The sequence below is a fragment of the Qipengyuania seohaensis genome (assembly GCF_002795865.1).
GTDB classification, from domain to species: domain Bacteria; phylum Pseudomonadota; class Alphaproteobacteria; order Sphingomonadales; family Sphingomonadaceae; genus Qipengyuania; species Qipengyuania seohaensis.
Map to the genome: position 1 here is coordinate 1824314 of NZ_CP024920.1, position 16653 is coordinate 1840966.

At 62.0% G+C, this 16653-nt stretch carries 17 protein-coding genes and 1 tRNA gene; 7 read left to right on the top strand and 11 right to left on the bottom strand.

Features of this window, described 5'->3' with window-relative positions; all coding sequences use genetic code 11:
- The first annotated feature begins 33 nt into the window (after positions 1-33).
- From CVE41_RS08935 to CVE41_RS08945, 3 genes are all read left to right on the top strand, one after another.
- Positions 34-348: a DUF1244 domain-containing protein gene (locus CVE41_RS08935; RefSeq protein WP_100261459.1), complete on the top strand. Its 315-nt coding sequence runs from the start codon at positions 34-36 to the stop codon at positions 346-348.
- Between the two features lie 83 nt (positions 349-431).
- Entirely contained in the window at positions 432-668 is a 237-nt protein-coding gene (locus CVE41_RS08940; protein ID WP_090477501.1) for a DUF2312 domain-containing protein, read from the top strand.
- A gap of 88 nt (positions 669-756) precedes the next feature.
- Positions 757-1074 (top strand): heavy metal-binding domain-containing protein, encoded by a 318-nt coding sequence (locus CVE41_RS08945; protein ID WP_100261460.1) that lies wholly within the window; start codon positions 757-759, stop codon positions 1072-1074.
- Position 1075: 1 nt separating this feature from the next.
- On the opposite strand, the gene CVE41_RS08950 is transcribed toward CVE41_RS08945, so the two are convergent.
- From CVE41_RS08950 to secB, 4 genes are read right to left on the bottom strand one after another with little or no spacing between them, the layout of a single operon-like run.
- On the bottom strand, positions 1076-1813 hold the full coding sequence (locus CVE41_RS08950) for a CPBP family glutamic-type intramembrane protease (protein ID WP_157799459.1): 738 nt from the start codon (positions 1811-1813) through the stop codon (positions 1076-1078).
- The gene (gene trpS / locus CVE41_RS08955; protein ID WP_100260331.1) at positions 1800-2816 is read right to left on the bottom strand and encodes a tryptophan--tRNA ligase; all 1017 of its coding nucleotides are present in this window, start codon (positions 2814-2816) and stop codon (positions 1800-1802) included. Before trpS ends, CVE41_RS08950 begins: the two co-directional genes overlap by 14 nt.
- 6 nt (positions 2817-2822) lie before the next feature.
- A complete protein-coding gene (gene murJ / locus CVE41_RS08960; RefSeq protein WP_100260332.1) occupies positions 2823-4394 on the bottom strand; it encodes a murein biosynthesis integral membrane protein MurJ in 1572 nt (523 codons plus the stop codon).
- Positions 4395-4423: 29 nt separating this feature from the next.
- A complete protein-coding gene (gene secB / locus CVE41_RS08965) occupies positions 4424-4954 on the bottom strand; it encodes a protein-export chaperone SecB (protein ID WP_100260333.1) in 531 nt (176 codons plus the stop codon).
- Positions 4955-5222: 268 nt separating this feature from the next.
- On the opposite strand from secB, the gene CVE41_RS08970 reads away from it, so the two are divergent.
- The 3 genes from CVE41_RS08970 to CVE41_RS08980 are packed head-to-tail and all read left to right on the top strand — an operon-like array spanning position 5223 to position 7653.
- Positions 5223-5897 carry a Tim44/TimA family putative adaptor protein gene (locus CVE41_RS08970; protein ID WP_100260334.1) on the top strand — a complete coding sequence of 225 codons (675 nt, stop codon included), beginning with the start codon at positions 5223-5225 and terminating at the stop codon, positions 5895-5897.
- Positions 5898-5923: 26 nt separating this feature from the next.
- Positions 5924-7108: a murein transglycosylase A gene (mltA, locus tag CVE41_RS08975; protein ID WP_100260335.1), complete on the top strand. Its 1185-nt coding sequence runs from the start codon at positions 5924-5926 to the stop codon at positions 7106-7108.
- On the top strand, positions 7105-7653 hold the full coding sequence (locus tag CVE41_RS08980) for a Smr/MutS family protein (RefSeq protein WP_100260336.1): 549 nt from the start codon (positions 7105-7107) through the stop codon (positions 7651-7653). The genes mltA and CVE41_RS08980 overlap by 4 nt, the downstream gene beginning before the upstream one ends.
- A 3-nt stretch (positions 7654-7656) precedes the next feature.
- Here CVE41_RS08980 and CVE41_RS08985 read toward each other — a convergent pair whose 3' ends face one another.
- The 5 genes from CVE41_RS08985 to CVE41_RS09005 form a co-directional block, all read right to left on the bottom strand.
- Positions 7657-9240, bottom strand: a complete 1584-nt coding sequence (locus CVE41_RS08985; RefSeq protein ID WP_100261461.1) for a catalase — start codon at positions 9238-9240, stop codon at positions 7657-7659.
- 163 nt (positions 9241-9403) lie between these two features.
- The gene (gene katG, locus CVE41_RS08990; RefSeq protein ID WP_100260337.1) at positions 9404-11620 is read right to left on the bottom strand and encodes a catalase/peroxidase HPI; all 2217 of its coding nucleotides are present in this window, start codon (positions 11618-11620) and stop codon (positions 9404-9406) included.
- Positions 11621-11822: 202 nt separating this feature from the next.
- Positions 11823-13412 (bottom strand): alkyl hydroperoxide reductase subunit F, encoded by a 1590-nt coding sequence (gene ahpF / locus CVE41_RS08995; protein ID WP_100260338.1) that lies wholly within the window; start codon positions 13410-13412, stop codon positions 11823-11825.
- Positions 13413-13555: 143 nt separating this feature from the next.
- Positions 13556-14122 (bottom strand): alkyl hydroperoxide reductase subunit C, encoded by a 567-nt coding sequence (ahpC, locus tag CVE41_RS09000; protein ID WP_100260339.1) that lies wholly within the window; start codon positions 14120-14122, stop codon positions 13556-13558.
- Between the two features lie 215 nt (positions 14123-14337).
- Complete coding sequence (locus CVE41_RS09005) at positions 14338-15165, bottom strand: alpha/beta fold hydrolase (RefSeq protein ID WP_100260340.1); 828 nt, start codon at positions 15163-15165, stop codon at positions 14338-14340.
- 208 nt (positions 15166-15373) lie between these two features.
- On the opposite strand from CVE41_RS09005, the gene CVE41_RS09010 reads away from it, so the two are divergent.
- Positions 15374-15877, top strand: coding sequence for a hypothetical protein (locus CVE41_RS09010; RefSeq protein WP_100260341.1), 504 nt, complete (start codon positions 15374-15376; stop codon positions 15875-15877).
- Here CVE41_RS09010 and CVE41_RS09015 read toward each other — a convergent pair.
- Both CVE41_RS09015 and CVE41_RS14615 read right to left on the bottom strand, forming a co-directional pair.
- Positions 15862-16446, bottom strand: coding sequence for a ferric reductase-like transmembrane domain-containing protein (locus tag CVE41_RS09015; RefSeq protein WP_232725628.1), 585 nt, complete (start codon positions 16444-16446; stop codon positions 15862-15864). The two genes, CVE41_RS09010 and CVE41_RS09015, sit on opposite strands and share 16 nt — an antisense overlap.
- Before the next feature lie 74 nt (positions 16447-16520).
- Positions 16521-16623, bottom strand: a tRNA-OTHER gene (locus CVE41_RS14615).
- Positions 16624-16653 lie beyond the last annotated feature (30 nt).

Consider the following 16653-nt stretch of genomic DNA (forward strand, 5'->3'; position numbering starts at 1 on the left):
GGCACGGCGGTGCGACAATTCAAGGACGATGACATGGTTACGAATGCACCCGACCCGCTCGACGCACTTCCCGATGACGTAGCGGCAGCCGCTTTCCGGCGGCTGGTCCGTCACCTGCGCCGTCGCCACGATGCGCAGAATATCGACCTGATGGGTCTGTCCGGCTTCTGTCGCAATTGCTTGGCCGACTGGATTCGCGATGCCGGTTTCGAAGGTGACAAGGCTGCGGCCCGCGAACTGATTCACGGCATGCCGACGGAGGAGTGGAAAGCCGCCCACCAGACGCCCGCCACCGAAGAGCAATTGGCGCGCATGGAAGCCAGCGTTGCGAAAAATCGCGTGGAGTAGCGAGTCGGCACCTTCACCCCGGCGCGGGAGGTGGCTATCCGCAGCAGCCAACCGATTCTCAATGACACTGGAGCTGATACCCAATGGCCGAAGCCACCGACGACCGCCTGCGCCTTCTCATCGAGCGCATCGAGCGCCTTGAAGAAGAGAAGAAGGGCATCGCCGACGACATCCGCGACGTTTACGCAGAGGCCAAGGCCGTGGGTTACGACACCAAGATCATGCGCCAGGTCATCCGCCTGCGTAAGATGAAGCCTGACGAGCGCAGCGAACAGGAAACGATCCTCGACACCTACAAGGCCGCGCTCGGCATGGGTTGATCGCACGCGAAACCGTCCTATCTTGGTAACACACTTATCGAGACAGGAGGATTTCGCGATGCCCGGACCTTGGAAAGATGCGCGCGGTATTACCGTAACGACGACGCCGACAATCGAAGGCAAACCGATCCAGGATTATCTCGGCATCGTGACCGGCGAGGTGATCGTCGGCGCGAACCTGTTCCGCGATCTGTTCGCCAATATCCGCGACATCGTCGGCGGTCGTTCGGGCAGCTACGAGCGCATCCTTGCCGATGCGCGCAACCAGGCGATCGAGGAACTGCAGGCCGAATGCGCCACGCGCGGCGGCAATGCAGTAGTGGGCGTCGACCTCGACTACGAGGTGATCGGCGATACCGGCTCGATGCTGATGGTGTCCGCCAGCGGCACCGCCGTAAAGATCTGATCTAAAGCCACGGGTCCAATGCCGTAAACAGCGCGTTGAACAGCGCGTGCTGCAATATCGCGGCGCCCAGGCCCAGCCGCGTGCGTGTGAAAGCGAGGATGAGGCCGCCGATCGTCTGCGGCAGCACCAGGAACACCGTGATGAATTGCAGTTCCGCGTAATTCGTCAGGTGGATCAGCCCGAACGCGAGAGAGCTTGCGTAGATGATCTTGCCATAGTGGCGGGAAAACCACGCGGGCACCGCACTGTGGGCCTTGCGCGTGGCAAGCCATCGTAGCCAGGCGACCATCACCCCCAAGACGAACACGCCGCCGATGGCCACTTCTCCGACCGCATCGAGGTAGGAGAGCCCGGTTGTGGCCAAAATCAATGCGACGAAGGTTGCGGCGAATTCGAGATCGGCGCGTCTTCCGCGTAGCCATCCCCGGAATATGACCTCTTCCATGACCGGCGCCACGGCGACCGCGAAAATGGCCAAGGGCACCGGATCGAGATCGAGATCCTCGACCTGCGGAAAGGTGGCTCCGAACCATTCGGCGATTGCCACGACCGCAACCATGAGCGCGGCCACGGTAATGTCCACGGCCAGCACGACCGAAAATACGCGGCGTCTCTCGCGGCCTCGCAGCATCGGTCCGCCGGGCGGGGTCGGTGCCTTTGCGAAGGCCAGCAGCTGCCGCAGTGTGTCGGCGGCGCTGTTACCGGAAGTTGCAGCCGGGTGGGCGTCAGCCCCTGACAAGGCCCAGTGCCTTGTAAGTCGCATCCAGCGTCGGCACCGCGATCTGGCGCGCCTGGGCGGCACCGCGGGCGAGGATCGCGTCCAGCGCCTCGCGGTCTTCGAGAAGGCCGGTGAAGCGTTCCGAGATCGGACGCAGTGTCTCGACGAGCACCTCGCCCAACGCGGGCTTGAACTTGCCGAACCCTTCGCCGCCGAAATCCGCAAGAACCTCGTCGGCGCTCTTGTCGGTGAGCGCGGCGTAGATGGTCACCAGATTGAGTGCCTCCGGGCGACCCACCAGACCCTTTTCCTCGCTGGGCAGGGGCTCGGGGTCGGTCTTTGCCTTCTTCACCTTCTTCATCACTGTGTCGGGATCGTCGGCCAGTTCGATGCGGCTCATTTCCGACGGGTCGGACTTGCTCATCTTCTTCGACCCGTCACGCAGGCTCATGATCCGCGCGGCCTGAGGAGGGCTGATCGGTTCGGGCAGGGTGAAGACCGGCGCGTCCTCGGTCGCGAAGTCGTTATTGAACTTCTGCGCAATGTCGCGCGCCAGCTCCAGGTGCTGCTTCTGGTCCTCGCCCACGGGCACGTGGGTCGCCTGGTAGAGCAGCACGTCGGCGGCCTGCAGCACGGGATAGGTGAACAGCGCAACGCTGGCACCTTCGCGGTTCTTGCCGCTCTTGTCCTTGAATTGCGTCATGCGATTCAGCCATCCCATGCGCGCGGTCCCGTTCAGAAGCCATTGCATTTCGGGGTGCGCGGGCACTTGCGCCTGGTTGAACAGTACCGAACGCGCAGGATCGATCCCGCAAGCGACCAGCGCGGCCGCCATTTCCAGCGTCGCGCGGTGCAAGTCACTTGGCTGGTGCGGCATGGAAATCGCGTGGAGATCGGCAAGGAAGAACAGACATTGTTCTCCTTCACCCATCGCGTCCTGCATCCGCACCCAGTTGCGGATCGCCCCAAGGTAATTGCCGAGATGGAGATTGCCGGTTGGCTGGATGCCGGAAACAACACGCATGATGAGTTACGGTGCTTTCTTCTTGGTCAGGGCAGCGATGCGCCGCCGGTCAATGGCGCCGACTGCGAAAGCGACGCCGAAATAAACAATCCCCGAGCACAGGACGAGCCCCAGGAGAGCCGCCAGTCGAGCGAACATCCCGGCAGAGTACCAGCCGGTTAGCAAATCGCGCGTGAACCACAAGGCAGCGCCCATCGCAGCGGCCGCCAAGAGTTGGCGCGCGATGCGACCGACAAGAGCGAGCGGGACAGTATAATAACCTCGACGCAGCAGGACGATGTAGAGAAATGCCACGTTGATCCACGCTCCGATCACGCTGGCCAGCGCTACGCCTTCCACCCCGAAGCGCCGCAGGAAGGCAACATTGAAGGCGACGAAAACGGCCAGTGAGATGAAGGCCGCATAGACTGGGGTTTTCGTGTCCGACCGGGCATAAAAATTGGGCACCAGCACCTTCACCATGACATAGGCCGGCAGGCCGAGGACCAGGATCGCAAGAACGTTTCCTGCGATCGCGGCATCTTCCACACTGAAACGTCCGCCTTGGAAGATCATGGTCATGAATGGCGTGGCGCAGATCGCCAGCGCAACAGCGGCCGGAATAGTGAGCAGCATCGACAGTTCGATAGCATCGGATTGGATGCGATCCGCACCTTCCTTGTTCTTGCTACCGACGAACTTCGACAGCGTCGGCAGGATCGCGGTCGACAGGGCAATGCCGATAATGCCCAGCGGCAGCTGGTTCAGCCGGTCGGCGTAATTCATGTAGCTGACCGACCCGCTTTCCAGCTGGTTGAGGAAGTAGAGCTGGACCAGAGTGTTGATCTGGTAAGCGCCGCCGCCGATCGCCGCGGGCAGCGCGATAATCGACAGGCGTTTTACCTCCGGCGTGATGCGCGGCCAGAGGAGCTTTGGCCGAAAACCCTCGACTCTTGTCCAGTAACACAGCCAGCCGAGCTGCATCACGCCGCCAGCTGTCACGGCCCAAGCGACGCCGTAGGCGACCTGCTCGATGCTCGCTCCCGTGGCATTCATGAAATATTCGCCCGTCAGCAACGCGGCGATGAGCACGAGGTTGAGGATGATCGGAAAGCTGGCCCCCGGCGCAAAGCGCGAGACCGAATTCAGCATGCCGGTGAACAAGGTCACCAGGCTGACCAGCAAGATGTAGGGGAACATGATCCGGGCGAAGTCGACTGCAAGGTCGAACTGGCCGGGTTCGACCGGCTTTTCCGCCAAGATCCAGATAACGCCCGGCATTGCCAGTTCGAAGACGATGCACAGGGCGATGAGAACCGGCAGGAAAACGCTCAGCACGTCCGCCGAGAAACTGCGCGCATCATCTAACCCGCCTTCGCCGCTCAACCGCTTGGAGAACATCGGCACGAAGGCGGCTGAAAACGCGCCTTCCGCAAACAGGCGGCGGAAGACGTTGGGAATGATGAAGGCCTGGAACCAGGCGTCGGTGACCGCATTGGCGCCCAGCACGCGGCTGAAGATCATTTCGCGGGCCATGCCGGCGATACGGCTCACCATGGTGAGCGAGCCGATCGTGCCGACGTTCTTGAGCAGGCTCATCGCGGAGCCTCCGTCCCGGTCCCGGTGCCTCAGGCGTTCCCGGTCGGAGCCGGGGCGCCTTCGCCCTGCTGGGCGGCGCGGGCCTGGAGCTGCTGCTGGTAAAGGCCGGCGAAATCCATCGGCTCGAGCATCATAGGCGCGTAGCCGAGATCACGAACGGCATCGGAGATGATGGCGCGCGCAAAGGGGAAGAGCAGACGCGGAGCTTCCGCGAAGAGGAAAGCGTGGGCGTGCTCTTCGGGCACATTGCGAATGCCGACGAGACCGCAATAGGCGAGTTCGACGATATACTGCGCGCCCTGGTCGGTATCGGCGCGAACCGTGATCTTGAGTTCGACTTCGCTGATCTCGTCCGTCACCTTGTTCGAGGCGATGTTGAGCTGCACGTCGACGCGCGGCTGTTCCTGCCACTGGTAGGAAGCCGGTGCGTTCGGATTTTCGACCGACAGGTCTTTCACATACTGGTTCAACACGCCGATAGTGGGACGATTGTCGGCACCGTTGGCACCAGCAGCCGGATCGGCATTGAGATCGGTCAGAACGTCGTTTTCATCGGCCATCGGGCAAGCTTTCTTTCGTATTTCCGTTTGAAAGGGCAGGGCTCGTCGTATTGCGGCCCAACCGGTCAGGGCGCGCGCCTAGCACCCCCCAAGGCGCGGGGCAATCCGCGAGTGGAGCGGGTTGTTCGAAGGAAAAGCACGCTGAAAGGACCCTTATGCGCCCATTGTGCGTTTGTAATTGATCCCTATCTAGGGCACAAAGGGAACCGTACCGGAAGGCATGGTTCTACCGCTAAGTGCCAGAATTGAAACGAACGGAATTCCGCCAGTGATCTACGAGATCGTCATCCTTGCTGCCATCGCCGCATTTCTTGGTCTGCGCCTTTATTCGGTGCTGGGCCAGCGGTCCGAGCATGAAGAGGATCCGATCCGTCGCAGCTACGGTCCGCGCGAACAGAATCCGACTCCGCCCGCAACAACCGGCGGATCGCCGGACGCGCCAGCCGCCGCGCGGCCTGCCGTTACCCTTCGTAGCGTCGACAATGCGACGAATGCCAACGAAGCCGCGATCCGCTCGATCGCCAATGCCGATTCGCGCTTCGACCTGCTGTCGTTCCTCGAAGGCGCGAAGGCGGCTTACGCAATGATACTCGAGGCTTTCTGGGCAGGCGACAAGGACACGCTGCGCGACCTTACCGACGATGACGTCTATGCCAGTTTTGCTGGTGCCATCGATGCCCGCGAGGCATCAGGTGAAACGCTCGACAACCGTCTTATCAGGATCGAGGACGCGACGGTCCATTCCGCCGATCTGGACGGGCGCATTGCGCGTATCGCAGTGCGCTTCGTGGCTGACATCGCCGCCGTGACCCGCGACAAGGACGGAACCGTAGTTGCAGGATCGCTCGACGACGCCGTCGAGAGCCGCGACATCTGGACCTTCAGCCGCTCGCTGGATTCCATGGACCCTAACTGGGTCCTCGACGAAACCGACCAGGACTAATTCCCATCCTTACAGGAGTAGGCTCCATGCGAAGCGCGCTTACACTCGCGGCGGCTTCGCTGCTTTCCGCCTGCGCCATCGTGCCCGAAGCGCGACCGCCGATGGACACGGGAGCCGTCGAGCAACCGCCCGTCGAAGTAGCCGACAATGCCGCATCGGCAGGGGTTCGTCCGGGCCCTCCGATCGAAACATTCCCGTTCCTGCAGGCTGACGCGGAAGGCGCGCTGGATGCATTCCGGCGCTCTTGCGACAAGATCCTTTTCCGCGACGATACCAGCGGGCTGACCACCCGGCTGGACTGGCAGGGCCCATGTCTTGCGGCCAGCAATTGGTCGAGCGATCCGGCCCTGTTTTTCACCAGCCAGTTCGAAACCGCCATTGTCGGCGAGGGCGCAGCTTTTGCCACGGGATATTTCGAGCCAGAAATACTCGGTAGTCGCGAGAAGGCGCCCGGCTATGAAGTGCCGGTATATGCCCTGCCGTCCGACCTCGAGCGCGGCTGGCCTGCCGAAATAGCCGAGAGCGAGCGCACGGGGCGCCCGCCGCTTGGCCGCTACAACGAAGATGGCGAGTTCGTCCGCTATTACGAGCGGTCCGAGATCGTGGCAGGCGCGCTAGACGGCAAGGTCCCGACCATCGCCTGGGCCGCCGATCCAGTCGAGTTCTTCTTCCTCCAGATCCAGGGCAGCGGCCTGCTGCGCCAGCCCGACGGCAGCGTGATGCGCATCGGCTATGCGGGGCAGAACGGGCGCGAATATGTCGCCATCGGCAGGCCCATGCGCGAGCAGGGGCTGATCGGCGACGGGACGCAGTACCCGACCTCGATGCAGGGCCTGATGGCGTGGCTGCGCGATAATCCGGATCGGGCGGACGAGATCATGAACCTCAACAAGAGCTGGATCTTCTTCCGCGAACTGGACACCGACGGTCCGCTTGGCTCGCTCGAAGTGCCGGTCTACGGGCGTGACAGCGTCGCCGTCGATCCCAGGTTCGTGCCCTACGGCGCGCCCGTCTGGCTCGACATGGAAAGCGACGTGGCGGACGGCCTCTGGGTCGCGCAGGACACGGGCGGCGCCATCAAGGGCGCCAACCGGTTCGACACTTTCTGGGGAAATGGCGCGCAGGCGCGCGAAATTGCCGGCAGCATGAGCAGCCGCGGAACGGCCTATCTCTTCCTGCCCAAGGGCACGCTCGCCCGCCTGAACCGATGAGCGCGCCGCGCGGCCTCAGCGCAAAGGAAGCGGAAGCCTGGGAAAAGGTCGCTGCGACGGTCGAGCCGCTTCGCCCGCGCGCGCCTGCACGGAAAGTAGCCGAGCCGATTGCACCGAAGATCGCCGTTTCAAAGCCGCCGCCCAGAAGGCCTGCGCCCGTATCGGCACCCCTGCCCGCCGCCGCTTCTGCCAAGCCCTCAAACTCCCTCGATTCGCATTGGGATCGCAGGCTCAAGTCCGGCACGGTCCAGCCGGACTTCACTCTCGACCTCCACGATCACGGTCTGGACGCAGCTTATAACCGTCTTATCAGCGGTGTAGCGCAGGCACGCTCGATGGGCGCGCGCACGATCCTGCTGATCACCGGCAAGCCGCGTCCCGTCGATCCGGCGGATCGCGGGCACAGGCGCGGGGCCATCCGGGCCAAGGTGCTGGACTGGCTGGCGGCCTCCAGCCACCATTCGGCCATCGCGGCCGTACGCCGCGCGCACCAGCGGCATGGCGGTGACGGTGCGCTCTACATCGTGCTCAGGCGCGAGCGATAAAGCCTATTCGGCGGGCTCGGCCTCGCGCGATTTTTCATCCACCGCAACCGGTCCGAGGGTCGCCTCGTCGGTCGTTGACTTGGCAGATCCCATTCCGGGCGCAGAGGACTTGCCGCCAAGCTTCTCGCGAACGGCATTCTCGATCCGCTCGCCGATCGCCTGGTCTACATTCTTCCAGTATTCGAAGGCCCGCAGGAGAATTTTCTCGCTGACCCCGTCGGCAAGGTGACCGGCGACGTTCGATACGAAGCGCTCGCGCTGTTCGTCGTCCATAACGTCGTTCACCAGCGCTCTTGCCTGGCTCCAGTCGTCGTCATCTTCGCGCAGGGTATACGCCTGGCGGACCATGTCGCCATCCGCGTACCAAGTTGCTTCACCGCCCACTTCGGGCTGCGCAGCAGCACCGCCATAGGAATTGGGAGCGTAGACCGGATCGAGAGCATTCTTTACCCGCATGGCGCCGGCGCGGGAATAGGAATTCACTTCGCTGGCGTTCTTCGGCGAATTTACGGGGATCTGCTTGTAATTGACCCCGAGACGGTGACGATGCGCGTCGGCATAGGAGAAGCCGCGGGCGAGCAGCATCTTGTCGGGCGACAGGCCGATACCCGGGATAATATTGTTCGGCTCGAACGCCAGCTGTTCAATCTGGGTGTCCCAGTCGACCGGATTTTCGTTGAGCACCAGCTTGCCGACTTCGATCAGCGGATAGTCGCTATGCGGCCAGGTCTTGGTGAGATCGAACGGGTTGATGCGATAGGTTTTGGCATCTTCGTACGGCATGATCTGCCATTTCAGCGTCCAGCTCGGGAAATTGCCCTTGTGGATCGCGTCGAACAGGTCGCGGCGGTGATAGTCGCTGTCTTCGCCTGCCTTCTTCACCGCTTCTTCCTGCGTCAGGTGGGCATTGCCGCTCATTTCCCCGACATCGGTATGGAAGTGGAACTTCACCCAGAACTTCTCGCCGTCCTCATTGATCAGCATGTAGGTGTGGCTCGAATAGCCGTTCATTTCGCGCCAGTTCTTCGGCACGCCGCGATCGCCCATCAGATAAGTCACCTGATGTGCGCTTTCCGGGCTTAGCGTCCAGAAGTCCCACATCATGTCGTGATCGCGCAGGCCGTTGTCGGCGCGACGCTTCTGGCTGCGGATGAAATGCTGGAACTTGAGCGGATCGCGGATGAAGAAGATCGGCGTGTTGTTGCCGACCATGTCGAAATTGCCGTCCTCGGTATAGAACTTGACCGAGAAGCCGCGTGGATCGCGCCAGGTGTCGGGGCTACCCCGTTCGCCAGCCACGGTCGAGAAACGCATCGCGACATCGGTTTTCGCACCCTTCTGGAAGAGGATCGCCTTCGTGTATTGCGAGACATCGGCGGTCGTTTCGAAATAGCCGAACGCGCCGGAGCCCTTTGCATGAGGTTGCCGCTCCGGAATCCGCTCGCGGTTGAAGTTCGCCATCTGCTCGATGAGGTAGTGATCGTTCAGGACGATCGGGCCATCCCGGCCCAGCGTCAGGGAGTGTTCGTCGCTCTGGACGCGGATACCGGCATCGGTGGTGGTGGGGGAAACTTTTCTGTCGGCCATGGCGAACGCCTTTTCTCTCAGGGGGATGCCGGAGATACGAACCGGCGCGCGAAAGCGTTCCTGCATGCCTGGTATTTGGCCGATCCTTGCAGCAAGCACGAAAAAGCCCCCGACAATCCTGCCGGGGGCTCCTTCTGCGGCCCAGGGGCTCAGTTCTGTTTTTTTACTTGTGGTACTTTGCGTAGGTGAGGTCGAAACGGTCCGCGTCCATGACCTTGGTCCAGGCCTTGACGAAGTCGTTCACGAACTTCTGCTCGTTTCCGTTTTCGGCATAGACTTCCGCCACTGCGCGCAGGCGCGAGTTGGAACCGAAAACGAGGTCGGTGCGCGTTGCGCGCCAAAGTTCCTTGCCGGTCTTGCGGCAGGTGCCGACGAATTCCTCGTCACCGCTGTCGTCGACTTCTTCCCAGATCACGCCCATGCCCAGCAGGTTCACGAACCAGCTGTTGTCGAGCTTGCCGGGGGTTTCGGTAAGGACACCGATGCTGTTCCCGTGCTTGGCATGCTTGCTGACAGCGCCCAGCACGCGAAGTCCGCCGACCAGTGCAGTCATTTCGGGGATCGAGAGGCCCAAGAGATGGGCGCGGTCGACCAGCATGTCCTCGGTTTTCACCGAAGCCTTGGTCTTCAGGTAGTTGCGGAAACCGTCTGCGAACGGCTCCAGCGGCTCCCAGCTCTCGGCATCGAAGTCTTCGCGTTTCGCATCGCCGCGGCCGGTGGTCACCGGAACGGAGATATCGAAGCCTGCATCCTTCGCAGCCTTTTCGACCGCAGCCGAACCAGCGATGACGATGGCGTCGGCCATCGAGATCGAGCCACGGATCTCGTCGAGCTTGGCAAGGACCTTGCCCAGTTCTTCGGGATCGTTGACCGCCCAGTTCTTGATCTCGTCGAAGCGGATGTGCGCACCGTTGGCGCCGCCGCGATGGTCGGAGTTGCGGTAGGTCGAGGCAGAGGCCCAAGCCGCCTTCACCAGTTCCGAAACGGAAAGGCCGCTGCCCAGCACCTGTGACTTGAAGGACGACAGGTCGCTGTCGGACACCTGCGTGCCGGCGGGGACGGGATCCTGCCAGATCAGGTCCTCGCTCGGCACTTCGGGGCCGAGGTAGCGGATCTTGGGGCCCATGTCGCGGTGGCACAGCTTGAACCATGCGCGTGCGAAGGCATCGTCGAGCGCCGCCTGATCGTCGCGGAAGCGTTCGGAGATCTTGCGATATTCCGGGTCGCGCTTCAGCGCCATGTCGGCGGTGGTCATCATGGTCGGGACCTTCTTGTTCGGGTCCCGCGCGTCGGGTGCCATGTCCTCTTCGGACTGATTGATCGGCTGCCACTGGTTGGCGCCTGCCGGGCTCTGGACGAGCTCGTAGTCGTATTTGAACAGCAGGCGGAAGTAGTCGCCGCCCCACTTGGTGGGGTTGTTCGACCATGCGCCCTCGATACCCGAGGTGGTGATGTGACCCTTGCCGATTTCTTCGGGGTCGGTCAGCCAGCCGAAGCCCATGCGGTGCAGGGTTTCGCTTTCCGGAGCGCCCGAGAAAGTGTCCGAGGGCTTCGCGCCATGCGCCTTGCCGAATGCGTGGCCGCCGGCTGTCAGCGCGACGGTTTCCTCGTCGTTCATGGCCATGCGGGCGAAAGTTTCACGCATGTCGCGCGCCATGCCTTCGGCATCGTGCGGATTGCCGCCCGGACCTTCGGGATTGACGTAGATGAGGCCCATCTGGATCGCAGCGAGCGGGTTTTCCAGCGCCTTGCCCGCATCCGGCTGGATGCGCGTTTCGGCACCGGTATCGACCCACTTTTCTTCCGTGCCCCAATAGACGGTTTCGGGATCGTACACGTCCTTGCGGCCGCCGCCGAAGCCGAAGGTGGGACCACCCATGCTTTCGATCGCGACATTGCCGGTGAGGATGAAGAGGTCGGCCCAGCTGATGTGCTTGCCGTACTTCTGCTTGATCGGCCACAGCAGGCGGCGCGCCTTGTCGAGGTTGCCGTTGTCGGGCCAGCTGTTGAGCGGGGCAAACCGCTGCTGGCCGCTACCGGCGCCGCCGCGACCGTCGCCCGTGCGATAGGTGCCGGCTGCGTGCCAGGCCATGCGGATGAAGAAGGGGCCGTAGTGGCCATAATCGGCCGGCCACCATTCCTGGCTGTCGGTCATCAGGTCGGTGAGGTCCCGCTTCAGCGCATTGTAGTCCAGCGCGTTGAAGGCTTCGCAATAATCGAAATCTTCGCCCATCGGGTCGGCAGCGCGGCCGCCCTCGGTTAGGATTTCAAGGTCGAGCTGATCTGGCCACCAGTCGCGATTGGTGCGGCCGAGAAGCGAACGTACGCCCCCGTCGCCGTGGAAGGGACAACCGCTGATATCTCCGGTTTTGGCGTCCATGAATTACCTCTCCTCTAAAAAAGACTCGGTCTCCCGCCCGAGAAAGGCACGACGATGAACCTCGTCCGGTTATTCGTCCAATCGATTAAACGGTTCAAATTGATTGTCGCAAGCGATTGAGCGGCGAAACGTGGCGTGCATACGAAAAACGCCGCCATCCGGTTGGAATGGCGGCGCTTTGTCGTTTTGATATAGAGCAAAATCAGGCGGCTTGCGCGATCTCGTCAACTGCCTCGGTCCGGATGAGGTAATCGAAAGCCGAAAGTCCCGCTTTCGAACCTTCGCCCATCGCGACTACGATCTGCTTGTAGGGCACGTCGGTCACGTCGCCCGCGCCGAAAATGCCGGGAAGGTTCGTGCGGCCTTCCTCGTCGGTTTCGATCTCGCCGAACCTGGTGAGCGCAAGGCCGCTGTCTTTCAGCCATTCGGTATTGGGCACGAGACCGATCTGGACGAACACGCCCTCCAGTTCGATGCGGCGCTCGTCACCGCTCTTGCGGTCTTTCAGCACGAGGCCGTCGACCTTGCCGTCCCTGCCGGTGATCTCGGTCGTCTGCCCACTGGTGACGATTTCGACGTTGTCCATGCTGCGAAGCTTGGCCTGCAAGACCTCGTCCGCACGCAGCTTCTCGTCATATTCGACGAGCGTGACTTGGCCGACGATCTTGGCGAGGTCGATTGCCGCTTCGACGCCCGAATTGCCGCCGCCGATCACCGCGATGCGCTTGCCCTTGAACAGCGGACCGTCGCAGTGCGGACAATAGGCCACGCCCTTGTTGCGATATTCCGCCTCGCCCGGAACGCCCAGGTTCCTCCAGCGAGCGCCGGTTGCCAGGATCAGGCTGCGTGCCTTGAGGCTCGCCCCATTGCCCAGTTCGACCGTGTGGAGACCGCCCTCCTGCTTGGCAGGCACGAGCTTTACCGCCTTGGCGAGGTTCATGAGGTCGATGTCGTATTCGCCGACATGACGCTCCAGCTCGCCTGCAAGCTTCGGGCCTTCGGTATAGGCCGTGCCCGGCAGGTTCTCGATACCCAGCGTGTCGTGCAGCTGCCCGCCGAAGCGTTCGGCCGCGATGCCGGTGCGGAAACCCTTGCGCGCGGTGTAGATGGCCGTTGCAGCGCCAGCCGGACCGCCGCCGATAACGAGGACTTCGAACGGGTCCTTGGCGGCGAGCTTTTCCGCTGCCTTGGCATCTGCGCCGGTATCGATCTTGGCGAGGATTTCGGCCAGCTCCATCTTGCCATTGTAGAAGGGCTCGCCATTCAGGAACGTTGCGGGCACGGCCATGATGTCGCGCGCGTCGACTTCGTCCTGGTAGGTTCCGCCTTCGATCAGCGTCGCGGTGATGCGCGGGTTTTCGAGCGCCATCAGCGTCAGCGCCTGCACCACGTCGGGGCAGTTGTGGCAGCTCAAGGAGAAATACATCTCGAAATTGAAATCGCCTTCGATGCCGCGAACCTGTTCGATCAGGTCTGCATCGACCTTGGGCGGGTGTCCCCCGGCCCACAGCAGGGCGAGGACGAGCGAGGTAAATTCATGCCCCATCGGAAGGCCTGCGAAACGCACCCACTTTTCCGCATCGCTGGCGCGGCGGATGATGAAGCTGGGCTTGCGGTCGTCGGTGCCATCGAAGCTGGCGGTGACCAGATCGTGGAGCGCGGCAATCTCTTCCAGCAGTTCGCGGGTCTGCGTGCTCTTGGCGTCGTCAGCCAGCGAGGCGACGAGTTCGATCGGCTCGCGCAAATTGGCGAGATAGGTCGAAAGCTGTTGCTTCATTGCGGTGTCGAGCATGCACGGTCTCCGGTGGTGATGGGAAATGGAAAAGGTCCGGGGCGGGGGGGGGAGGCAATTGCCCCGGACCTTCCAGCGACCCGAGGTTCACTCGGGCTCTTGGGCGGCGCGCCGGGGAAAGGTGCGCCGCCTGAAGTGTTGACTTAGATCTTGCCGACGAGGTCGAGCGAGGGAGCCAGCGTTTCGCTGCCTTCTTCCCAGGCGGCCGGGCAGACCTGGCCGGGGTTGGCGCGAACGTACTGGGCAGCCTTGATCTTGCGGGCCAGTTCGTTGGCATTGCGGCCCACGCCTTCGCAGGTCTGTTCCATGATCTGGATCACGCCGTCGGGATCGACAACAAAGGTCGCACGATCGGCGAGGCCGACGCCTTCACGCAGCACGTCGAAGTTGCGTGCGAGGACGTGGTTCTGGTCGCCCAGGAACGGGAACTGCAGCTTGCCGATCTTGTCGGAGGTGTCGTGCCATGCCTTGTGGCTGAAGTGGGTGTCGGTCGACACGGCGTAGACTTCGACGTCCATCTTCTGGAGCATGGCGTACTGCTCGCCGAGGTTCTCCAGTTCGGTCGGGCAGACGAAGGTGAAGTCGGCCGGATAGAAGAAGAAGACGGCCCACTTGCCCTTCACATCTTCGTCGGTGACCTGGAAAAAGTCCTTGCCGGCCTGGAAGGCGGTGGCGTTGAACGGTTTGATTTCGCTTCCGATGATACCCATGGTTTTCTCCGTTATTCGGGTTGAAACTCGTGAGTGTCAGATAGGGAGTGCTGCGATGCACAAAAGCGATATGTTGCGATTGCGAGCATCGAAATTATCGATCAATTCGATGGAACTTTCTTAAAGTGCAACATAAACGCAATTAGCGTGCGTTTCACGCAATAAAGGGCTGGCGCGCAAGTGCGGGCCAGCCCTTTTTCCGGCTGTCAGCCTTATCAGTTGGCGGAGAAGAATTCGCCCAGATCGCTAGCCAACCGGTCGGTCACCGTGGCGAAGACAGCGTGGGGTTCGTCTTCGTATTCGATCAGCGTCGCGCCCTCGACCTTCTCGGCCACCTGACGGCCGGTGGCATCGATTGGCACGGTCTTGTCTTCGGTGCCGTGGATGACCAGCGTCGGCACCTTGAAGTGCGGAAGATCCGGCCGAAAATCGGTATAGGCGAAGGCCGCGGCCGATTGGAGCGTGGCATATTGCGCGCTCTTCATCGTGGTCAGCCAGGCCCAGTGACGCTCTTCGTCGCTGACCTGAGTTCCCGGGCCGCCGACGCCATAGAAATCCTTGAAGAAATCGATGAAGAACGCCCGGAAGTCATCCTTCATGCCCTTGGTCATTTCCTTAAAGGTCTCGTCCGGCACGCCGTCGGGATTGTCGTCGGTCTTGAGCATATAGGGAACGACCGAGCTCACCAGGGCCGCTGCGCTGACACCCTTGCCGCCATGACGGCTCATATAACGGGCGATCTCGCCCCCACCCATGGAAAACCCGGCGAGACCGATATTCTCCGTGAGGCCCAGATGAGCGATGAGGTCTGCCAGATCGTCGCTGAAGGTGTCGTAATCGTAACCGCTCGCCGCGTGGTCCGAGCGTCCGAAGCCGCGCCGGTCATAGGCAATGGCGCGCATGCCCTTGTCGGCGAGATGCATCATAACCGGATCCCAGCTGTCGCCTGAAAGCGGCCAGCCGTGGATCAGGATTACGGGACGACCTTCGCCCAGTTCCTTATAACGAATATTGGTCCCGTCGCGTGTGGCGAAATGCGGCATGCAGTGTCTTCCTTTTCAAACTGTTGTTTCGAGGTCAGAAAACCTGAACCAGAGATTGGGTTCCGACGCAGCAGGCCGAAGCCTTTCGGCCGGCGGTCAGTCGCAACGGATCACCCGCACTGCGGCGCCTGCTGAAAAAGTTGCAGAAATCGCTTCGCTGACAAGTCTTTTCTGCTAATGCGAATTCCTCGCAATAAGAGGATTAGAAATGCGTAAGTTTGCTATCGCCGCTGCCTTCACCGCCAGCACCCTTGCTCTTGCCGCCTGCTCGGGCGCCGAAGACAGCGCACCTGCTGCCGATGAGACTGCGGCCACCGACACTGTCGAAGCGGAAGCCGAAACCGCCGGCGTCCTCGACGCCAGCACCGCGACTGCCGAGCAGCTTGCTGCCATTGACGGCGTGTCCGACGAACTGGCTGCCACCATCGTCGCAGGCCAGCCCTATGCCGACGTGACGGCGTTCAACGCGAAGCTCCTTGAAACTCTGTCGGCCGAAGAAGCCGCCGCCGTGCTCGAAACCGTGTTCGTCCCGGTCAATCTCAACGATGCCACCGAAGAGCAGATCCGCCTGATCCCCGGAATGACCGATAAGATGGTCCACGAATTCGAAGAATATCGTCCCTACGCCGACATGGGCGAATTCGACCGCGAAATCGGCAAATATGTCGACGAGGCCGAAGTCGCCCGTTTCCGCAATTACGTCACTCTCTGACGCATTTGCAGCACGATCCTGATCCCCTCGATCGCCACCAGGATCCCGACGTGGATCCACGCGGTGGTCGGATCGAAGGCGGACAGGACCCAGTGCAGGAAGACCAGGACAGCTGCCGGATAGACGAGGCGGTGCAGCGTCTTCCATGACCGCTTGAGTGCCCTCGTCGCGATGTCGTTCGATGTCGCGGCGAGTGGTGCGAACAGCGCGAAGGCCAGCCAGCCGGTGAGCAGGTAAGCGTCGCCCATTTCCGCCAGCACCGCGGAAAGCGAGGCCTTCTTCCATAGATAGATCGCGGTGTGGAACGCAGCATAGCCAAAGCTCGCCACGCCAATGTCCCGCCTCCGCCGCATCAGCCAGACGGCCCACTTCTGCTTGCGGAATGCGAGCCGGATCGGCGTCACTGCCAGCGTCAGCAATAAAAGCCACGCTGCCCAGTCTCCGCTATCGGCGATCGCATGGCCGTAACCATAAACATCGGGCGTCGCGATCCAGCGCCAGCTCATCCAGAGCCCGGGCAGGGCAAGCACGAGCCACAGCAAAGGTCGCGAATTTGCGAGGGTTTTCACTTGGGGAAGGCTTCCGGACGAGCGCGGCCTAGTTTCGTAGTGTTGGGCGCAATACTTAGGGTTTGAAGGGTTTTGCGAGACGACGGGATTCGAACCCGCGAGGGGCCTTTAGACCCCTGAGCGCTCCCGAGACAACGTCCGGGTGGCGCCCGCAATCAGCCGCTCTGCCACGTCTCTGCAGGCGGCATAGCGAAGGTGCAAGCGATT

Bases quoted from the DNA above. Each gene is read 5' to 3' on its own strand.
- CVE41_RS08935 (WP_100261459.1), top strand. From the start codon at position 34: ATGGTTACGAATGCACCCGACCCGCTCGACGCACTTCCCGATGACGTA.
- CVE41_RS09010 (WP_100260341.1), top strand. From the start codon at position 15,374: ATGCGTAAGTTTGCTATCGCCGCTGCCTTCACCGCCAGCACCCTTGCT.
- ahpF (WP_100260338.1), bottom strand. From the start codon at position 13,412: ATGCTCGACACCGCAATGAAGCAACAGCTTTCGACCTATCTCGCCAAT.
- mltA (WP_100260335.1), top strand. From the start codon at position 5,924: ATGCGAAGCGCGCTTACACTCGCGGCGGCTTCGCTGCTTTCCGCCTGC.
- CVE41_RS08940 (WP_090477501.1), top strand. From the start codon at position 432: ATGGCCGAAGCCACCGACGACCGCCTGCGCCTTCTCATCGAGCGCATC.
- murJ (WP_100260332.1), bottom strand. From the start codon at position 4,394: ATGAGCCTGCTCAAGAACGTCGGCACGATCGGCTCGCTCACCATGGTG.
- ahpC (WP_100260339.1), bottom strand. From the start codon at position 14,122: ATGGGTATCATCGGAAGCGAAATCAAACCGTTCAACGCCACCGCCTTC.
- katG (WP_100260337.1), bottom strand. From the start codon at position 11,620: ATGGACGCCAAAACCGGAGATATCAGCGGTTGTCCCTTCCACGGCGAC.
- CVE41_RS08980 (WP_100260336.1), top strand. From the start codon at position 7,105: ATGAGCGCGCCGCGCGGCCTCAGCGCAAAGGAAGCGGAAGCCTGGGAA.
- secB (WP_100260333.1), bottom strand. From the start codon at position 4,954: ATGGCCGATGAAAACGACGTTCTGACCGATCTCAATGCCGATCCGGCT.
- CVE41_RS08985 (WP_100261461.1), bottom strand. From the start codon at position 9,240: ATGGCCGACAGAAAAGTTTCCCCCACCACCACCGATGCCGGTATCCGC.
- trpS (WP_100260331.1), bottom strand. From the start codon at position 2,816: ATGCGTGTTGTTTCCGGCATCCAGCCAACCGGCAATCTCCATCTCGGC.
- CVE41_RS09005 (WP_100260340.1), bottom strand. From the start codon at position 15,165: ATGCCGCATTTCGCCACACGCGACGGGACCAATATTCGTTATAAGGAA.